Origin of the sequence: Loktanella sp. D2R18 (genome assembly GCF_003318235.1) — a bacterium.
Lineage (GTDB): Bacteria > Pseudomonadota > Alphaproteobacteria > Rhodobacterales > Rhodobacteraceae > Yoonia.
Genome location: NZ_QOCG01000022.1, coordinates 69,870 through 85,635, shown reverse-complemented (window position 1 = coordinate 85,635; position 15,766 = coordinate 69,870). Strand labels below are relative to the sequence as shown.

Annotated in this window: 17 protein-coding genes and 1 riboswitch; of the genes, 12 read left to right on the top strand and 5 right to left on the bottom strand. The window is 54.7% G+C overall.

What is annotated here, in order from left to right; genetic code table 11:
- Positions 1 to 18: 18 nt before the first annotated feature.
- The 4 genes from fdxA (at position 19) to DS901_RS11815 (ending at position 2,698) form a co-directional block, all read left to right on the top strand.
- Entirely contained in the window at positions 19 to 354 is a 336-nt protein-coding gene (gene fdxA / locus DS901_RS11830) for a ferredoxin FdxA (protein WP_113777155.1), read from the top strand.
- 213 nt (positions 355 to 567) lie between these two features.
- Positions 568 to 1,074, top strand: a complete 507-nt coding sequence (locus tag DS901_RS11825) for a CarD family transcriptional regulator (RefSeq protein WP_113777154.1) — start codon at positions 568 to 570, stop codon at positions 1,072 to 1,074.
- Positions 1,075 to 1,257: 183 nt separating this feature from the next.
- Positions 1,258 to 1,884, top strand: a complete 627-nt coding sequence (locus DS901_RS11820) for an outer membrane protein (protein WP_113777153.1) — start codon at positions 1,258 to 1,260, stop codon at positions 1,882 to 1,884.
- Between the two features lie 184 nt (positions 1,885 to 2,068).
- Complete coding sequence (locus DS901_RS11815; protein ID WP_181820849.1) at positions 2,069 to 2,698, top strand: outer membrane protein; 630 nt, start codon at positions 2,069 to 2,071, stop codon at positions 2,696 to 2,698.
- A 40-nt stretch (positions 2,699 to 2,738) separates the two neighbouring features.
- Here the strand turns inward: DS901_RS11815 and purD are convergent, their stop codons facing one another.
- Positions 2,739 to 4,001: a phosphoribosylamine--glycine ligase gene (gene purD / locus DS901_RS11810; protein ID WP_113777151.1), complete on the bottom strand. Its 1,263-nt coding sequence runs from the start codon at positions 3,999 to 4,001 to the stop codon at positions 2,739 to 2,741.
- Positions 4,002 to 4,135: 134 nt separating this feature from the next.
- Here purD and DS901_RS11805 point away from each other — a divergent pair, with 134 nt between their 5' ends.
- The gene (locus tag DS901_RS11805; RefSeq protein WP_147249915.1) at positions 4,136 to 4,726 is read left to right on the top strand and encodes a hypothetical protein; all 591 of its coding nucleotides are present in this window, start codon (positions 4,136 to 4,138) and stop codon (positions 4,724 to 4,726) included.
- Positions 4,726 to 6,135, top strand: coding sequence for an exodeoxyribonuclease VII large subunit (gene xseA, locus DS901_RS11800; protein ID WP_113777149.1), 1,410 nt, complete (start codon positions 4,726 to 4,728; stop codon positions 6,133 to 6,135). Before DS901_RS11805 ends, xseA begins: the two co-directional genes overlap by 1 nt.
- A gap of 163 nt (positions 6,136 to 6,298) precedes the next feature.
- Here the strand turns inward: xseA and DS901_RS11795 are convergent, their stop codons facing one another.
- Complete coding sequence (locus DS901_RS11795) at positions 6,299 to 6,688, bottom strand: hypothetical protein (protein ID WP_147249914.1); 390 nt, start codon at positions 6,686 to 6,688, stop codon at positions 6,299 to 6,301.
- On the bottom strand, positions 6,681 to 7,682 hold the full coding sequence (locus DS901_RS11790; protein WP_258546715.1) for an alkane 1-monooxygenase: 1,002 nt from the start codon (positions 7,680 to 7,682) through the stop codon (positions 6,681 to 6,683). The genes DS901_RS11795 and DS901_RS11790 overlap by 8 nt, the downstream gene beginning before the upstream one ends.
- Positions 7,683 to 7,819: 137 nt before the next feature.
- On the opposite strand from DS901_RS11790, the gene DS901_RS11785 reads away from it, so the two are divergent.
- The 5 genes from DS901_RS11785 to DS901_RS11765 all read left to right on the top strand — a co-directional run bounded on the left by DS901_RS11785 (position 7,820) and on the right by DS901_RS11765 (position 12,988).
- Positions 7,820 to 9,505 carry an NAD(P)H-dependent oxidoreductase subunit E gene (locus DS901_RS11785; protein WP_113777147.1) on the top strand — a complete coding sequence of 562 codons (1,686 nt, stop codon included), beginning with the start codon at positions 7,820 to 7,822 and terminating at the stop codon, positions 9,503 to 9,505.
- 66 nt (positions 9,506 to 9,571) lie between these two features.
- Positions 9,572 to 10,627, top strand: a complete 1,056-nt coding sequence (gene ftsY / locus DS901_RS11780) for a signal recognition particle-docking protein FtsY (protein WP_113777146.1) — start codon at positions 9,572 to 9,574, stop codon at positions 10,625 to 10,627.
- Positions 10,624 to 11,457, top strand: coding sequence for a hypothetical protein (locus DS901_RS11775; RefSeq protein WP_113777145.1), 834 nt, complete (start codon positions 10,624 to 10,626; stop codon positions 11,455 to 11,457). Before ftsY ends, DS901_RS11775 begins: the two co-directional genes overlap by 4 nt.
- A complete protein-coding gene (locus DS901_RS11770) occupies positions 11,454 to 12,365 on the top strand; it encodes a DMT family transporter (RefSeq protein ID WP_113777255.1) in 912 nt (303 codons plus the stop codon). Before DS901_RS11775 ends, DS901_RS11770 begins: the two co-directional genes overlap by 4 nt.
- Before the next feature lie 11 nt (positions 12,366 to 12,376).
- Positions 12,377 to 12,988, top strand: coding sequence for an inner membrane-spanning protein YciB (locus DS901_RS11765; RefSeq protein ID WP_113777144.1), 612 nt, complete (start codon positions 12,377 to 12,379; stop codon positions 12,986 to 12,988).
- Here DS901_RS11765 and DS901_RS11760 read toward each other — a convergent pair.
- Both DS901_RS11760 and DS901_RS11755 read right to left on the bottom strand, forming a co-directional pair.
- Positions 12,985 to 13,308 (bottom strand): PilZ domain-containing protein, encoded by a 324-nt coding sequence (locus DS901_RS11760; protein ID WP_113777143.1) that lies wholly within the window; start codon positions 13,306 to 13,308, stop codon positions 12,985 to 12,987. The genes DS901_RS11765 and DS901_RS11760 overlap by 4 nt on opposite strands.
- Positions 13,309 to 13,354: 46 nt before the next feature.
- Positions 13,355 to 14,212, bottom strand: a complete 858-nt coding sequence (locus DS901_RS11755) for an alpha/beta fold hydrolase (protein ID WP_220150234.1) — start codon at positions 14,210 to 14,212, stop codon at positions 13,355 to 13,357.
- 132 nt (positions 14,213 to 14,344) lie between these two features.
- A riboswitch (SAM riboswitch) is annotated at positions 14,345 to 14,422 on the top strand.
- Between the two features lie 56 nt (positions 14,423 to 14,478).
- Between DS901_RS11755 and metZ the strand changes: the two genes are divergently transcribed.
- On the top strand, positions 14,479 to 15,654 hold the full coding sequence (gene metZ, locus DS901_RS11750) for an O-succinylhomoserine sulfhydrylase (protein ID WP_113777254.1): 1,176 nt from the start codon (positions 14,479 to 14,481) through the stop codon (positions 15,652 to 15,654).
- Positions 15,655 to 15,766 lie beyond the last annotated feature (112 nt).

Here is a 15,766-nt window from a genome sequence, read left to right as displayed (position 1 = left end):
AGATAATCGGATGCCACTATGACCTACATCGTCAACGACAATTGTATCGCCTGCAAATACACAGACTGTGTCGAAGTCTGCCCCGTAGATTGTTTCTACGAGGGTGAAAATATGTTGGTGATTCACCCCGACGAATGCATCGACTGTGGGGTCTGCGAACCCGAATGCCCAGCTGACGCGATCCGGCCCGACACAGAGCCGGACATGGAAAAATGGGTTGAACTAAACCGCAAATATGCAGAACTGTGGCCAGTGATTATCACCAAGAAAGATCCGCTGCCGGAAGCCGATGATATGGACGGCAAATCTGGCAAGCTTGAGCTGCTGTCCGAAGCCCCGGGCGAGGGTGGCTGATTCGGCGCGATTGCGCCGCGACGTCCCTGTTTTTAAAAGCGAAATATATGCTGCATTGCGGCGCTTTTAGAGTTGGCGTTTTTGTGATATAGTGGGCTCAATGCTAAGAACACGTTGATCCAAAGTGAAACAGGCAATGCCCGACGGTGACCTTTGTCGCCGCCGGATTTTTTGTCGTCTATAGGTTTTTTGGATCGTCTTGAAAGGACAACCATGAGTAAGAAGAAAAGCGAATTTAGCCCAGAGCAATTTGTTGTTTATCCGGCGCACGGCGTTGGCAAAATTGTGTCTGTCGAAACCCAAGAAGTTGCGGGTTTTGAGCTAGAGATGTTTGTAATTGCGTTTGAAAAAGACAAAATGACACTGCGCGTGCCAACGCATAAAGCCACTGACGTTGGCATGCGTGCGCTCGCGACACCTGATGTCGTGGCCCAAGCGATCAAGACGCTAAAAGGCAAAGCCAAAGTCAAAAAAGCAATGTGGTCCCGCCGCGCGCAAGAATATGAGCAAAAGATCAACTCAGGCGATTTGATCGCGATTGCAGAGGTTGTGCGCGACTTGCACCGCCAAGACGACCAACGCGAGCAAAGCTATTCCGAGCGCCAGCTTTATGAAGCTGCACTTGAACGTCTGACACGCGAATTTGCGGTTGTTGCAGGTAGCGAAGAATCTGTTGCCGGTGACGAAATTACATCTGTCTTGGTTGGCCGCGCGGCCTAAGCAAACCCCGCTTCAAGGTATTTTAAGCCGCACCCATATAACGGGCGCGGCTTTTTTCTTTGTTATGAGGAGCTTGTGACTGCCGGCAACAGTGCGCCTATCTTCGTGTCATAGACCTTGATTGCGAAACAATTTCCGTGTCAGTGTCTATGTATCACCAACATTTTATTATGGAGATACGATATGAAGATTTTTATACCAGTATTATTAGCAAGTTCACTCGTTGCGCAGAGCGCCTTTGCAGGTGGGCTATCCGACCCAATTATTCCTGTCGCCCCACCGGCGCCGCCCGTCGTGGTGCCTCTTGATTGGTATGCGGGTGTGCAAGCCGGGAACCTATCAGGGGACTTGGCGAATGAGTTTGTGACAACAAACACGCCCAGTTTTGATGTAAATGGCCCGATTTACGGGGTGCATGCAGGCGTGCAGCGCGCGTTTGGTGGCATGACGCTTGGTGCTGAAATTGACTATAACACGTCTGGCCGCGATATTGCTGACGACGAAGAATTTGTCGAAACTGAGTTGTCCACATTGGCGCATCTTAAGCTGCGCGCCGGCGCAAACATTGGCAATGCATTTGTCTATGGTACCGCTGGCTTGGCCTATGCAGATATGAGCATTACCGCCTTTGGCCTGACCACTGACATGGCTGATACAGCCCCGTTTTACGGTGTTGGGGCTGATATGATGGTGTCCGAAAGCATCTCAATCGGCGCTGAGTATTTGATCCACAGCTTTGAAGACATGGATGACACCGGTTACGATGTTGAGTTCAACACAGCGATGGTGCGCGCCTCCTACCACTTCTAAGTCTCCCAATGACTTGGTGACCTTAGCCACGCCTGCATCAGGGCGTGGTTTTTTCTTGTTTATGAATGTCTTAGCAGTATAGGCAACAGTGCGCCTGTCTGAGTCCAATAGTCGTTGATGGCGAAACAATATATATGCCAACATGGGATGTGTAGATCAATCATACAACCTGAGGGGATTCGGAATGAATATTTTCAAACCTGTATTATTGACGAGTAGTATTGTTGCGGCCCAGCTTTCTGCCGGCGGGCTATCTGATCCGGTCGTACCTGTGCCGCTCACACCACCACCACCTGTTGCTGTGCCGCTTGACTGGTATGTCGGGCTTCAGGCGGGCGTTGTGTCCGGTGAGATCACGCCCGATACGCAAACAACCGTTCTTCCCGGCACAGACCTTGAGGGCCCGATTTATGGGGTGCATGCGGGCGTTCAGCGCTCGTTTGGGTCAATTACACTGGGTGCTGAGATTGACTATAACACGACGACGGTTGATCTTGAGGATAGCGGGACCGATGTCGTGATTGAGATGGACACGTTGGCACATCTGAAATTGCGCGCAGGCACGATGGCTGGCAATGTGTTCATTTATGGCACCGCCGGGCTCGCCTATGCTGAAATGTACATAGAACCCATTGGACCGCCCATTGATGTGACAGATACAGCCCCGTTTTATGGCCTTGGCGCCGATATGATGGTGACGCAAAAGATCTCTATTGGCGGTGAATTCTTGTTGCACAGCTTCGAAGACATGGATGGAAGCGGCATTGACGTTGACTTCAACACAGCAATGTTGCGCGCGTCATTTCATTTTTGATATTTGGCTTTGGCCCCCAGTGACCGGGGGCCAAGCGTGACTAAAGCGCGCGCCAGCCGATATCTGAACGATAGAATCCCTGATCCCAATCAATCGATTGCGCCATCGCATAGGCGTTTTTATGGGCCTCGGCTAAGGTCGTACCACGAGCTGTGATGTTCAGGACCCGGCCACCAATCGCGGTGATTTGCCCATCTTGTTCGGCGGTACCTGCGTGAAAAACCATGTTGAAACTATCTTCGGGCAGTGTTTCCAACCCTTTGATAACGGTCCCTTTTTCGTAGGATCCCGGGTATCCTTGGGCCGCCATTACGACGGATAGCGCGTGATCGTCGGCCCAGTTTGCTGTGACCTCAGAAAGCCGCTCTTGTGCGCAGGCTTCCAGCAGATCAAGGATCTGCCCGCCCAACCGCATCATTAGGCATTGGCATTCAGGATCACCAAAACGCACGTTATATTCGACCAGCCGGGGTTGTCCGTCTTGGATCATCAGTCCGACAAATAGCACGCCTTGAAACGGGGTGCCGCGTTTGGCCATTTCATCCATCGTGGGCTGAATGATTTCATCAAGCGCCTTTTGTGTGACCGCATCGGTCATCACAGGGGCAGGGGAATAGGCCCCCATCCCACCAGTGTTCGGGCCTGTGTCACCATCAAAGGCGCGTTTGTGGTCTTGGGCGGTGCCGACGGGCAAAATAGTGGTGCCATCACAAAGTACAAAGAAGGATGCTTCTTCGCCTTCCATGAATTCTTCGATCACCACTTCTGCGCCAGCTTCGCCAAAGCTCCCATCAAACATGTCGTCGATTGCGGCGAGGGCTTCGGCCTCTGTCATCGCGACGATCACACCTTTGCCCGCGGCCAGACCATCGGCCTTTACCACGATTGGGGCGCCTTGGGCGCGGATATAGGCGCGGGCGGCGTCACCATCAGTGAAATGCGCATAAGCGGCCGTGGGGGCGCCCGCCGCGTCGCAGATGGCTTTGGTAAATGATTTTGACGCCTCAAGCTGCGCGGCCGCTTGGCTTGGGCCAAACACCAATATCCCGGCTGTGCGCAGACGGTCGGCAACACCCGCGGCAAGTGGGGCCTCGGGACCGACGATCACAAAGCTGATGGCGTTTTCTTCGGCAAATGTCGCGACAGCGCCGCCGTCAAGAATGTTGATATCGGCGCATTCGGCGATCTGTGCGATCCCAGCGTTGCCCGGGGCGACGATCAACCGATCACATTTGGGGTTTTGCTTCACGGCCCAAGCTAAACTATGTTCGCGCCCACCGCTGCCCAAGATCAGAATATTCATTTGCTGCCCCATATGCCATGTTTGTGCTGGTTTTAGGGCTGCATGCGACCGATCACAAGTGCGCAGCGAATTGGGCTTGGCCTTTTGCGTTGATCCGCGTTATTTTTGACGGCAGGGCGTGCGAAAGGCGACACATGAACAGAGAAAAACGTGATCGCAAGCTTTGGCATCGGCTTGAGGGCTATAGTTTTCATGAACGCCCACTGACGCGGTCTCTCATTGAACAGCTGCGCGATGCAACCAGCTATGATGTTGATGTGTGCTACACCGTCGTAGAGGAATATCGGCGCTTTATGTACCTGATTGGATCTACGGGCGAAGATCTGACACCTTCGCCAATTGTGGATCAGGTCTGGCAGCTGCATATCGCTGATGAAAAAGCGTATTTTCGTGATTTCTGTCCGCGGATCATCGGTCGCACGATCCACCGCCCCGAGGATCTTCCGCCGTTTGCAGATGATCCGGCGTATGAACGCACGCTTGACTATTACGCCCAAGAATTTGGCCGCGCGCAGGTGCAGTACTGGCCCGATCCCGATGATAGAATGATGCGCTTCTCGCAGTTCTTGATGTGGGTGATTGGGTTTGCGGCCTTTGCTATGGCGATGATATTTTCATCCTATGTGTTTGCGTTTTTTGGTGCGATGGTCATTTCAATCAGTGGGTTTTTACAATGGAAATATTCGTCGCTGCCTGTGCAATTACCAACCTCCAAGGATGACTAATGGATCTGTTTGATGATGGCCCGGCGGATAATACGCCTGAATTTTCGGTGTCCGAACTTTCGGGTGCCGTTAAAAAGGCAATTGAGGGCGGGTTTTCGCATGTGCGCGTGCGCGGCGAGGTGGGCCGCGTGTCGCGCCCCGGTTCGGGGCATATTTACCTTGATCTCAAAGATGACCGGTCTGTGCTTTCCGGGGTGATTTGGAAAGGCCGCGCGCAGGGCTTGGCGCATCGCCCCGAAGAGGGCATGGAAGTTGTCGCCACTGGTAAGCTGACCACATTTCCCGGCCAATCGAAATACCAGATGATCATCGAAGACATTGCGCCTGCGGGCGCAGGTGCGTTGATGGCGATGCTGGAAAAACGCAAAGCAGCCTTGGCTGCCGAAGGTTTGTTCGCGCCTGACCGCAAGCAGCCATTGCCATACCTTCCGGGCATCATTGGCGTGATTACGTCACCGTCCGGCGCAGTTATTCGCGATATTCTTCATCGTTTGCGCGACAGATTTCCGCGTAAGGTGCTTGTTTGGCCTGTCGCTGTGCAGGGGCAACGTTGCGCACCCGATGTTGCAGCGGCGATTGAAGGGTTCAATCGATTGACACCGGGGGGCGCATTGCCACGCCCGGATTTACTGATTGTCGCGCGCGGTGGTGGATCGCTTGAGGATCTATGGGGCTTTAACGAAGAAATCGTCGCGCGTGCGGCGGCGGCGTCTGACATTCCGTTGATTTCTGCAGTTGGCCATGAAACAGACACGACACTGATTGATTTTGTCTCAGATATGCGCGCACCCACCCCAACAGCCGCAGCGGAATTAGCGGTGCCTGTGCGGATGGAGCTGTTAGCATGGGCCGATCAACAAGCCGCGCGGTTGAACCGGGCACTGACCACTGGCGTTTCGCAACGCCAGCAGCGCGTCCGCGATTTGGGGCGCGCACTGCCGCGCAAGGACAGCTTGCTGAACGTGCCGACACAACGGTTGGACCATCTTGCTGACAGATTGCCTGCCGCGCTTAAAACGGCGGCGGCCAAAAAACGACTGCAATTGTCCGAGGCGTCGCTGCGCCCGGGAATTTTGAACCGCCGCATCGCAGAGGATCGCCGCCGCCTGTCAACGCTTTGCACAAGGCTTACGCCTGGGTTGCTCGAAGATCGGATCACGCGGCAATCCGAGCGGCTTGCTGTAACGATGACGCGCCTGTCGGACCGCGCGACGCGTCAACAAACTGAACGTGCCGCACGTCTGTCAACGCTTGACCGGATGCATGAGACGCTGGGCTATAAGGCAACCTTGGCACGGGGCTATGCGGTTGTGCATGGGGCGGATGGGCTCGTCACACGCGCTGCGGGTGCCAAGGGCCCCTTAGAGATCGAATTCACCGATGGCCGCGTCAGCACCATCGCAAAGTAGACGTGCACGCAAAAGCATGTCGAGCATGGTACATCGGCATGATCAAGGATATCGACTGCGCCGGTGCCCGCGCGCTTCACCTTTCAGACGGTTGCGATTTTGCTTTGATCGACAAGAACCGCATCGCATAAGCCAAAGCGGGTCATGACCGCAGGTGCGGGTATCATGACGACAGATCGTTGCAGATCAACGGATCATCGCGGTCTTCCATTTCGCGGATCACAGTAAAGGGTGCGCGCGTCGTATAGACCCCACGCATCCCTCCGGGTTCATCATAGACCGTCCAGCACTTGGGTTCAGGGTCGTGGTCATAGCGGAAACAAATATCGCCTTTGCTTTCATACCAGACACCGTGCTGGCAAATGCCCGCTGTCGATGACCACATCACGCGGCGTCCTGACAGATAGCGTTCGATCCCGGTGCTGCCATCATGGACATAAAGATAGGTAATCGTCCGCCCAGTGACATGTGCGCCAAATCGGGCGGCATCCATGGTGCTTTGTGCCTGTGCGGCATTGCCAAAAATGCAGCACAAAAGAAATAATCTAAGCATTTGCATATCTTTCAACCAACGGGTCCATCATACGTCGCCAAAGCGGCGGCACCAAGGCAATTGCACCCATAATGGGCAGGGGCTTAGGAAGCATCGGAGCGTCCTTTGGCACGGTTAATGCGGGAAAATGGCGTGATGGGTGCGCATGGTGGTCCGAATGATGGGGCGCGTTCAACATCATCGCAGAGGTAAACCAACGCGGGCTGTTCCAACTGTGCTGTGGTCCGACGGGCTCTGGTTTGCCATTGTTTTGGGTGGCGCGCATCAATCCGTAGTGTTGTACATAGTCCGACATCAGCAGCTGCATCTGCGCATAGGCGCAAAGCCCGATATAAAGCAGCAGCGCTTTGGGGCTGATCGCGAGCGCGAGTATCATAAACCCAAATGCACCGAGCACGTAAGTGACATATGGATTGCGCCATGCAGGACGCGGGCGGGCTGCTTCGGCCTTGTATCCCAACATAAATGACCCGGCCCATGCGCGTCGCGCAAAGCGGTAAAAATCTTCGCCAAGGCGGGATGTATTGGGATCATCCATCGTCGCCACATAGCGGTGATGTAGCAAGACATGCGCCGAGGTATGATGCCCAAACAGCATAGAGATATAGACCCACATACCCAAATGGTGCAGGGCGCGGCTGCTACGGTGGATCAGCTCATGTGCGTTCGCGTTACTGATTTGTCCCATGAACAGGCCGGTTGCCATAAACAACCCGATATTTTCGAGGGTGCTATGCAGGCCATTCGCAAGAACAAGAACAGTCGCCGCCAAGAGCAGAAAGTGTAGCCCCGCAAGGGTAACAGTAAGCCCCGTGCCCGCCGGAAATTCGCTGGCGACCCGTTCAGATTTTATCGTGGCATCAACCAACCGCGCAAATCCGGTCAGGTAGATCAGGGCGATGAGTATCCAGAAACCACCGAAACTCAGCGCGATCCCAGTAAGCGCCGCAGGAAGTAAAGAAATGATCGTGAATTGGCGCATTTGCGGGGTCATTTTCAATCGGTAGCACGCAGAGCGAATTGCGTCACGCTGAAAACTATTGGCTCTGAAATTGTCCTCGAAACGTCGCTTTTGCATGGTCGTTTGCGCGCCTGCCCGATATGGTCGCGACATCTATCAGGGGCAGTGACATGACACAGACCACGCAAAGCGGCGTTTGGAAATCAGGCAAGGGCAAGGGGCGCCACACCCCCAAGGGCCGACAGTTGGATGATCTGGCATGGACGCAGGTGCAAGACCTGCTTGGCGATCGCCCGCGCCGCCGTGATCTGCTGATCGAATTTTTGCATTTGATCCAAGATGCCTATGGCCACTTATCTGCCGCGCATATGCGTGCCTTGGCCGAAGATCTGCGGATCGCGCAGGCCGAAGTCTATGAGGTCGCTAGTTTTTACGCGCATTTTGATCTGGTCAAAGAAGGTGAGGTGCCGCCGCCTGCGTTGACTATTCGTGTTTGCGATAGCCTATCGTGTGAAATGGCAGGTGCGCAGCAATTACAAACTGCCCTGACAGAAGGGATGGACCCCGCCCAAGTGCGTGTGGTGCGCGCGCCTTGCATGGGGCGCTGCGATACGGCGCCTGTGTTGGAAATCGGTCACCACCATATTGATCACGCCACCGTCGCTAAGGCGACCCAAGCGATTGCGGATGATAATACCCACGCCCACATGCCCGTGTACGAAACCTACGCCGATTATGTGTCTGTGGGGGGATATGACACGCTGAAAGCATTGCGCGTGAATGGGAACTGGGAAGACGTGCAAGAAAAGGTGCTAACCTCGGGCTTGCGCGGATTGGGTGGCGCGGGTTTCCCGTCTGGCAAAAAATGGGGCTTTGTACGGGCGAATCCGGGACCACGCTATTTGGCGGTGAACGGTGACGAGGGTGAGCCGGGGACGCTCAAAGACCGGTATCATCTGGAACGGACCCCGCACCTGATGCTTGAAGGGATGCTGATCGCCGCATGGGCCGTCGAGGCTGACACCTGCTTTATCTATATGCGAGATGAATATCCGGCGGTGCTTGAAATTCTGCGCCGTGAGATTGCGGCGTTGGAACAAGCCGGCATCGTAGAGCCCGGCTATATCGATCTGCGTCGCGGGGCGGGGGCCTATATCTGCGGCGAAGAAAGCGCGATGATCGAAAGCATCGAAGGTAAACGCGGCATTCCACGCCACCGTCCCCCATTTGTTGCACAGGTTGGCGTCTTTGGGCGGCCAACGCTGGTACATAATATAGAAACATTGCATTGGGTGGCACGTATCTGCCGCGAAGGGCCGCAGATACTCAACACAGTTTCAAAGAATGGGCGCATTGGGCTGCGGTCCTATTCTGTGTCGGGCCGTGTGGTTTCGCCGGGGGTGCATCTTTTGCCCGCCGGATCAACGATCACGGATGTGATCGAAGCGGCTGGGGGGATGCTTGAGGGCCATGTCTTTAAAGCCTATCAACCGGGCGGGCCGTCATCGGGTCTTTTGCCCGCGTCATTAAATGACGTGCCACTTGATTTCGACACTTTGCAACCACACGGGACGTTCATCGGATCAGCCGCAGTTGTTGTGTTGTCAGACCAAGATAGTGCACGCGATGCGGCGCTGAACATGCTGCGATTCTTTGAGGATGAAAGCTGCGGCCAATGTACGCCGTGTCGGGCGGGCTGCGAAAAGGCGGTCAAATTGATGCAGGCGGACCAGTGGGATCAGACATTGCTAGGTGAGCTTTGCACGACAATGGCAGATGCGTCGATCTGCGGATTGGGGCAAGCGGCCCCGAATCCGATCAAACTGGTGATGCAGCATTTTAGCGACGAAATCTGACCGGGCCTTTTCAATCAGCCGCCAAGCGATTAGGTCATAACAATAGGTTACCAAAGGCGCGGGCGTATGTCGTTCTTCAAAAAGCTCAAAAACCGACTGACGGGTTCATCGTCAAAGATTGACGAAGGCTTAGATGCCATCGTGAGCGAGGGTAGTGAAGCCACCACTACACAAACACCAGAGCCGACCATAACTGCGCCAGTCACGCCGCCGCCTGAGCCCGTCACCGATGAGCCTAAAAAGGCTGGTATTCTGGGCCGTATGTTCGGGGCCGAAGAAACCATCGCGCGGCGCACGCTTGATGATGACATGCTCGAACAGCTGGAAGAGCTGTTGATCACAGCGGATATGGGTGTTGATACCGCCTTGCGGGTAACAGCGAACATGGCCGAGGGGCGGTTGGGTAAGAAACTATCGGTGCCAGAGATCAAGCAATTGATGGCGGATGAGATTACCCGCATTATGGAACCCGTCGCGCGCCCAATGCCGCTTTATGCCAAAAAACCGCAAGTGGTGCTGGTTGTTGGTGTGAATGGGGCTGGAAAGACCACGACGATTGGCAAACTCGCCAGCCAGTTTCAGGCGGCGGGCAAGAAGGTTGTGATTGCGGCGGGGGATACGTTCCGCGCCGCTGCGGTCGAGCAATTGCAAGTTTGGGGCGACCGCGCGGGGGTGCCTGTGCTGACTGCACCTGAAGGATCCGATCCGGCAAGCCTTGCCTTTGACGCGATGACGCAAGCCGAAGCCGATGGCGCGGATCTGTTGATGATCGATACGGCTGGGCGTTTGCAGAACCGCGCTGACCTGATGGAAGAACTGGCTAAAATTGTCCGGGTCATCCGGAAAAAAGACCCCGATGCGCCGCATAATACGCTTTTGGTCTTGGATGCGACGACTGGGCAAAACGCCGTACAGCAGGTCAAAGTCTTTCAGCAATTGGCAGATGTGTCCGGCTTGGTCATGACGAAACTAGACGGGACCGCCAAAGGCGGTGTGCTGGTTGCACTGGCTGATCAGTTTGGCCTGCCTATTCACGCGATTGGCGTTGGCGAACAGATCGATGATCTTGCGCCATTTGATCCGCAAGAATTCTCATCTGCATTGGTAGGGACCGAACTATGAAATATCTGATTACCGCAGTTTGCTTAACCGCGTCGCCTGTATTGGCATATGACCGTATGACGACACAGGCCTGCCAAGACAGCTGGGATATGTTTGTTGGCACAATGGCCCCATTCGAGGTCAACGGCGAAGCCCCATTACCAAGCGATGTGCGCGTTGGGCCTGGCGGCTGGTGCACGATTGATACCTCTGACGACGGCTGGGACAGCACCGATGTGTCTAGGGTCGGATTTCAGATTGAGGGGGCAGAGGCATATCTAGAGGGTTCAGGTATCCCCGAAGCAATCGCACTGCGGCTTGAAGACTTAGTGCTAGGTGCGCGGCGCTATGATGCTGAGGCGCATGTACGTCATTTGTCTGAATCGGGCATGCTGGTGGTCGAAGATGTGACCCTGCGCCATGCGGATGGAAGCGGCATTTCCGTTAGCTATGTGTTGCAAGGCGCGTATTTTAGCGATGTTGCGGGTTTACAGACAAGCCTTGCAGGGCTGCGTATGACTGAACTGCACGGGCAGGCAGCGGTCAATCAATCCCTTTTGGATGATTTTGATGTCGATCTGTCCGAAGTGAACCGGGTTAGCTTGGGTGAAGCCATGCGTGATGTATCGCGGTTTCAGGTTGATACGGCGACCCGGCAGGCGTTTTTGCGGATGGTTTCGGACCGTGAAGGTGAACTGCAGGTCGATATCACATCTGAACGCGGGTTTGGCTGGATACAGGCGGTTGTGCCTTTCTTAGACATTTCAGGAGATGCTGACCTTGCATCGGCGCTGGGCATTGCAATGTCGGGTGTGTCGATTGCGCTTGTATGGAAACAGGGCGACATTTGAACCCTTTATCCGAATGGTTGGTCGCGATCGCTGGCACGCCCGAGGGCGCGCGTTTAGCGACGATCCTTGCGCTGGTTTCGGCGCTTGCGCATGCGGTATTTGGCGCGTTGCAAAAAGGGCGGTTTGACCCTTGGCTAACACGCGGCGCGATTGATGGCTGGTTGGCGGTTCTTTCTGCGCCGGTTGCGTTTTTCCTTGTGCCGCTGCCTAATATGAAAACGGCGATTATCCTTGTGGGCGCAGTGATTGTTCATTTCGCTTATAAGGTCACGATGGCCAAAGCCTATCAAAAGGCCGCATACACTGTGGTCTACCCGGTCGTGCGCGGCACCGGGCCGTTGGTTACAGTCTTTGCCGCGACACTGTTTTTTGGCGAGCATTTTAATGCGCTGCAATGGGTGGGTGTCGCGTGCCTGTCGGGCGGTATTCTATTGCTGGCCCTGCGCAACCTATCCGAAGAAACTATCGACTTAGCTGCACTGAAATCCGGGTTGGCTTGGGCGGTTTTATGTGGGGTTTTGGTGGCTGTTTACACCACCTATGACGCCTACGGCATTCGCCAGTCACCGGATCCGTTTACATTTTTGGCGTGGTTTTTTCTGGTCACATCGCTGGATATGCCAGTGCTTGCCCTCTTGCGATATCGCAAGATGACAGACCGCATTGATATAGCGCCCTTGATGTGGCGCGGGTTTGCGGGGGCGGTTATTGCTTGGGTCAGCTTTGGCGGGGTGATGATGGCGACGCGACTGGATAAGGTTGGCGAAGCCGCAGTTCTGCGCGAAACATCAACGGTTTTCGCGGCACTGATCGGATGGTTTATCTTGGGTGAAAAAGTCGGACCGCGCCGCTTGTTTTTGATGGCACTGGTTGCACTGGGCGCCGTGATCGTAGAAGTGGGAGCCTAAGGGAGACACCAATGGCCGAAAAACAGATTAATCCAATCTTAAAGCAAGTGCTTGAGCTTGGACCGACGCTTGCGTTTTTTTTGATCTACGTAAGGATCAAGGACGAGACCTATCTTTTTGGCGGGACTGAATATTCTGGGTTTATCGTTGCCGCGTTGGTGTTCATTCCGATTCTCTTGGTGGCGATGGCCCTTCTTTGGCACCAAACTGGAAAACTCAGCCGCATGCAGGTGTTTACTGCTTTCATGGTGATTTTCTTTGGCGGGTTGACTGCCTATTTCAATGATGAACGTTTCTTTAAGATGAAAACGACCATTGTTTACGGATTTATGGCTGGGATTTTGGGTGTCGGTTTGCTGCGTGGCCAAAGTTATTTACAATACGTCATGGAAGAATTCTTGCCGATGGAGCGCGAAGGTTGGATGATTTTCACCAAGCGCGTGACAGGCATGTTCATCGCGCTTGCCGTTGCAAACGAAATCATTTGGCGGACCCAATCCACCGACCTTTGGGTGAAATTGGAAACATTTGCCTTCCCCATCGTGCTATTTTTGTTCATCTGGGTACAAATCATCGGGCTGCAAAAATACCTGATTGTTGAACCCGAAGACGTGCAAGACTAACGCATTGCCACAAAGCCGACAGTGCCGCGCTGCGCACCAACCCGCCCATCGCGGCGATAGCGCATCGTATCCACGATATCGTCGTGCAGTCTTGGGCGAAAGATGATCCCAATCTGGTTGCTTGTGGCCCAGACAACGACCGCATTCACCGGGCGCCCCAGCACGCTAAACGATACCTTGCTGCCGCGGTGCATCGGCCGTGCACGTTCGATACGCGCGCCATCATTGTTTACATCTGCGATCCTACCTTGCACGGTGCCAACTGGCGTGCGCATTTCGACTGGAAATTCAGTGCGGTAACGATGAGCGCGATGTTGCATTGAGGCACCTAAGACAGAGAGACCCTCTCAGTCTAGCCGATTGTACTTAAGGAATTGTTGCCTCGCCCAAATGGTCGCGCTCCAGACGTTGCGGCTTTGCGTCAATCAATGCTTGCAAATAGGGTAGCGGCGTCGTGTTAGGGCGCTGCAAAAGTGCTTGATAGACGGCGCAGATGTCGTGACGCAGGTAACCTGACCAATGGCAGATACGCACATTTGGGCGCGTCATTTCAAAACCGGCGGTTTCCAGTCCTGTCAATGTTGCATCGTGGTCGATGACCATATCGAGCAAATTTTGATAACGTAGCCGTCCAAAGGACATCGTACGTCCCCAGTGCGGCAGCGCGAGCCAGAGCAACAGATCGTAAAGAAAGTTGGCCTTTGAGCGTACATTGACGATCTCGGCGGTTTGACCTGCCGGGGTCTGCTGGGATTTGCGTAGCTCGCACTCGAAGGCTGCGGGGGTAATCAAGATCACCCGACCAACATCGCCCTTGTTTAGGTGTTCCAGCGCACAAAGTGCCACGCGCGCCCCAAGTGAGTGGGCGACAATATGGATTGGCCGTGTCGGCGCAAGCTGTCTGATTTGGCGGATCAACGCAGCGAGGTCGTGTGCAGCACGGGCGGCATTGCGATGCGCACGCCAAATAGACCCGCGCGCGCGCCATGCGAATCCGATTGCCAGTGTCCCTTCATGACAGAGGCCAAGCTGACGCGGCAAAGACGTTGTACGTTTACCGGTTGATTGGGGCGCAAAGGAGAAGAGCAGGCGGTGCGGATCAGCTTCCGGCAAATCGGGGTCGTATTTGTAGCCATGCAGCATAATTACGACGGGGCCATGTTTTGATAGGCGGTCAAGTGCGGATTTGACCGCAATGTCAGTTGGTCGTTGATCCTGTGTCACTGCGAAATGCATTCGACCCAAACCCATATGTTACATAGGTCTAGCTTTGCTGTATAATTTTTACAGCTATATGACGGCGCGAATACGATTGTGTAACGATCCTCTTCTTGACCTGTGCGGGTGTGGGGCCTATGCAGTCGCTGTGGCGATTTGTTACCGGATTGCGGGCCACGTTAAATATTCTGCTAAAAGGGGATTGCGGGTTTATGCCCCCGATACCTTTGCCGGTGTCGGGGTTTTTTAATGCGCAAATGCGCGAGGATATGATGATGACGACCTGGAGCAAACGGACCAAAGCAGTGCACGCAGGCACAAGACGCAGCCAATATGGCGAGGTAAGCGAAGCCATTTTCATGACCCAAGGCTTTGTTTATGACACCGCAGAAGACGCCGAAGCGCGCTTTGTTGCCTTGGGGGATGATGAATTTATCTATGCCCGCTACGGCAATCCGACGGTAGCAATGTTCGAAGAGCGGATCGCGGCGCTTGAAGGGGCTGAAGACGCTTTTGCAACTGCGTCAGGCATGGCAGCTGTGAATGGCGCGCTCATGTCGATGCTGCGCGCGGGCGACCATGTGGTGTCTGCCAAGGCACTGTTCGGGTCATGCCTTTATATTCTCGAAGAAATTTTGACACGCTACGGGGTTGAGGTCACATTTGTTGACGGCTGCGATTTGTCCGCTTGGGAAAGCGCGATCCGTCCGGATACAAAGGCTGTGTTTTTTGAAAGCGTATCCAACCCGACGCTCGAAGTCGTTGATATCAAAGCCGTCGTCGCGCTGGCCCATGCCGTCGGCGCTAAGGTCGTTATCGATAACGTCTTTGCGACGCCTGTGTTCTCTGATGCGATTGCCCAAGGCGCTGATGTGGTGGTCTATTCGGCGACCAAACACATCGACGGGCAGGGGCGTGCCTTGGGTGGTGTGATCCTCAGTACCAAAGAGTTTATTCGCGGCACGCTTGAACCCTATATGAAGCATACAGGCGGCTCCATGTCGCCGTTTACGGCGTGGCTGATGGTTAAGGGGCTGGAAACCTTGGAGCTGCGTGTGCGTGCACAAGCGGATGCGGCACTAAAGATCGCAACCGCGCTTGAGGCTGACGGCAATTTGACCAATGTGATCTACCCCGGTCTGGCCAGCCACGCACAAAACGCGCTGGCGCATGCGCAAATGGGGTCTGGCAGCACGGTGCTTTCCATTGACGCAGGCAGCAAAGACGCGGCTTTTGCGCTGTTGAATAAGCTTGAGATATTCACGATCTCAAACAATCTTGGCGATGCCAAATCAATCAGCACTCATCCGGCGACCACGACGCATCAGCGGCTCACAGATGAGGTCAAAGCCGATCTGGGCATCACACCAGGCCTGATCCGGTTGAGCATCGGTCTTGAAGACGCAGATGATCTGTTGACGGACCTGCGCACGGCGATTGCAGGCTGACCAGAGACCGCAGACAAGGATAGGGGCGCACGACGACCGTCGCGCCCCTTTGCTGGCATATGGCGTGAACCATGCCAGAGCGAACAGCTGCTGTTGTCACACGAATGCTGTG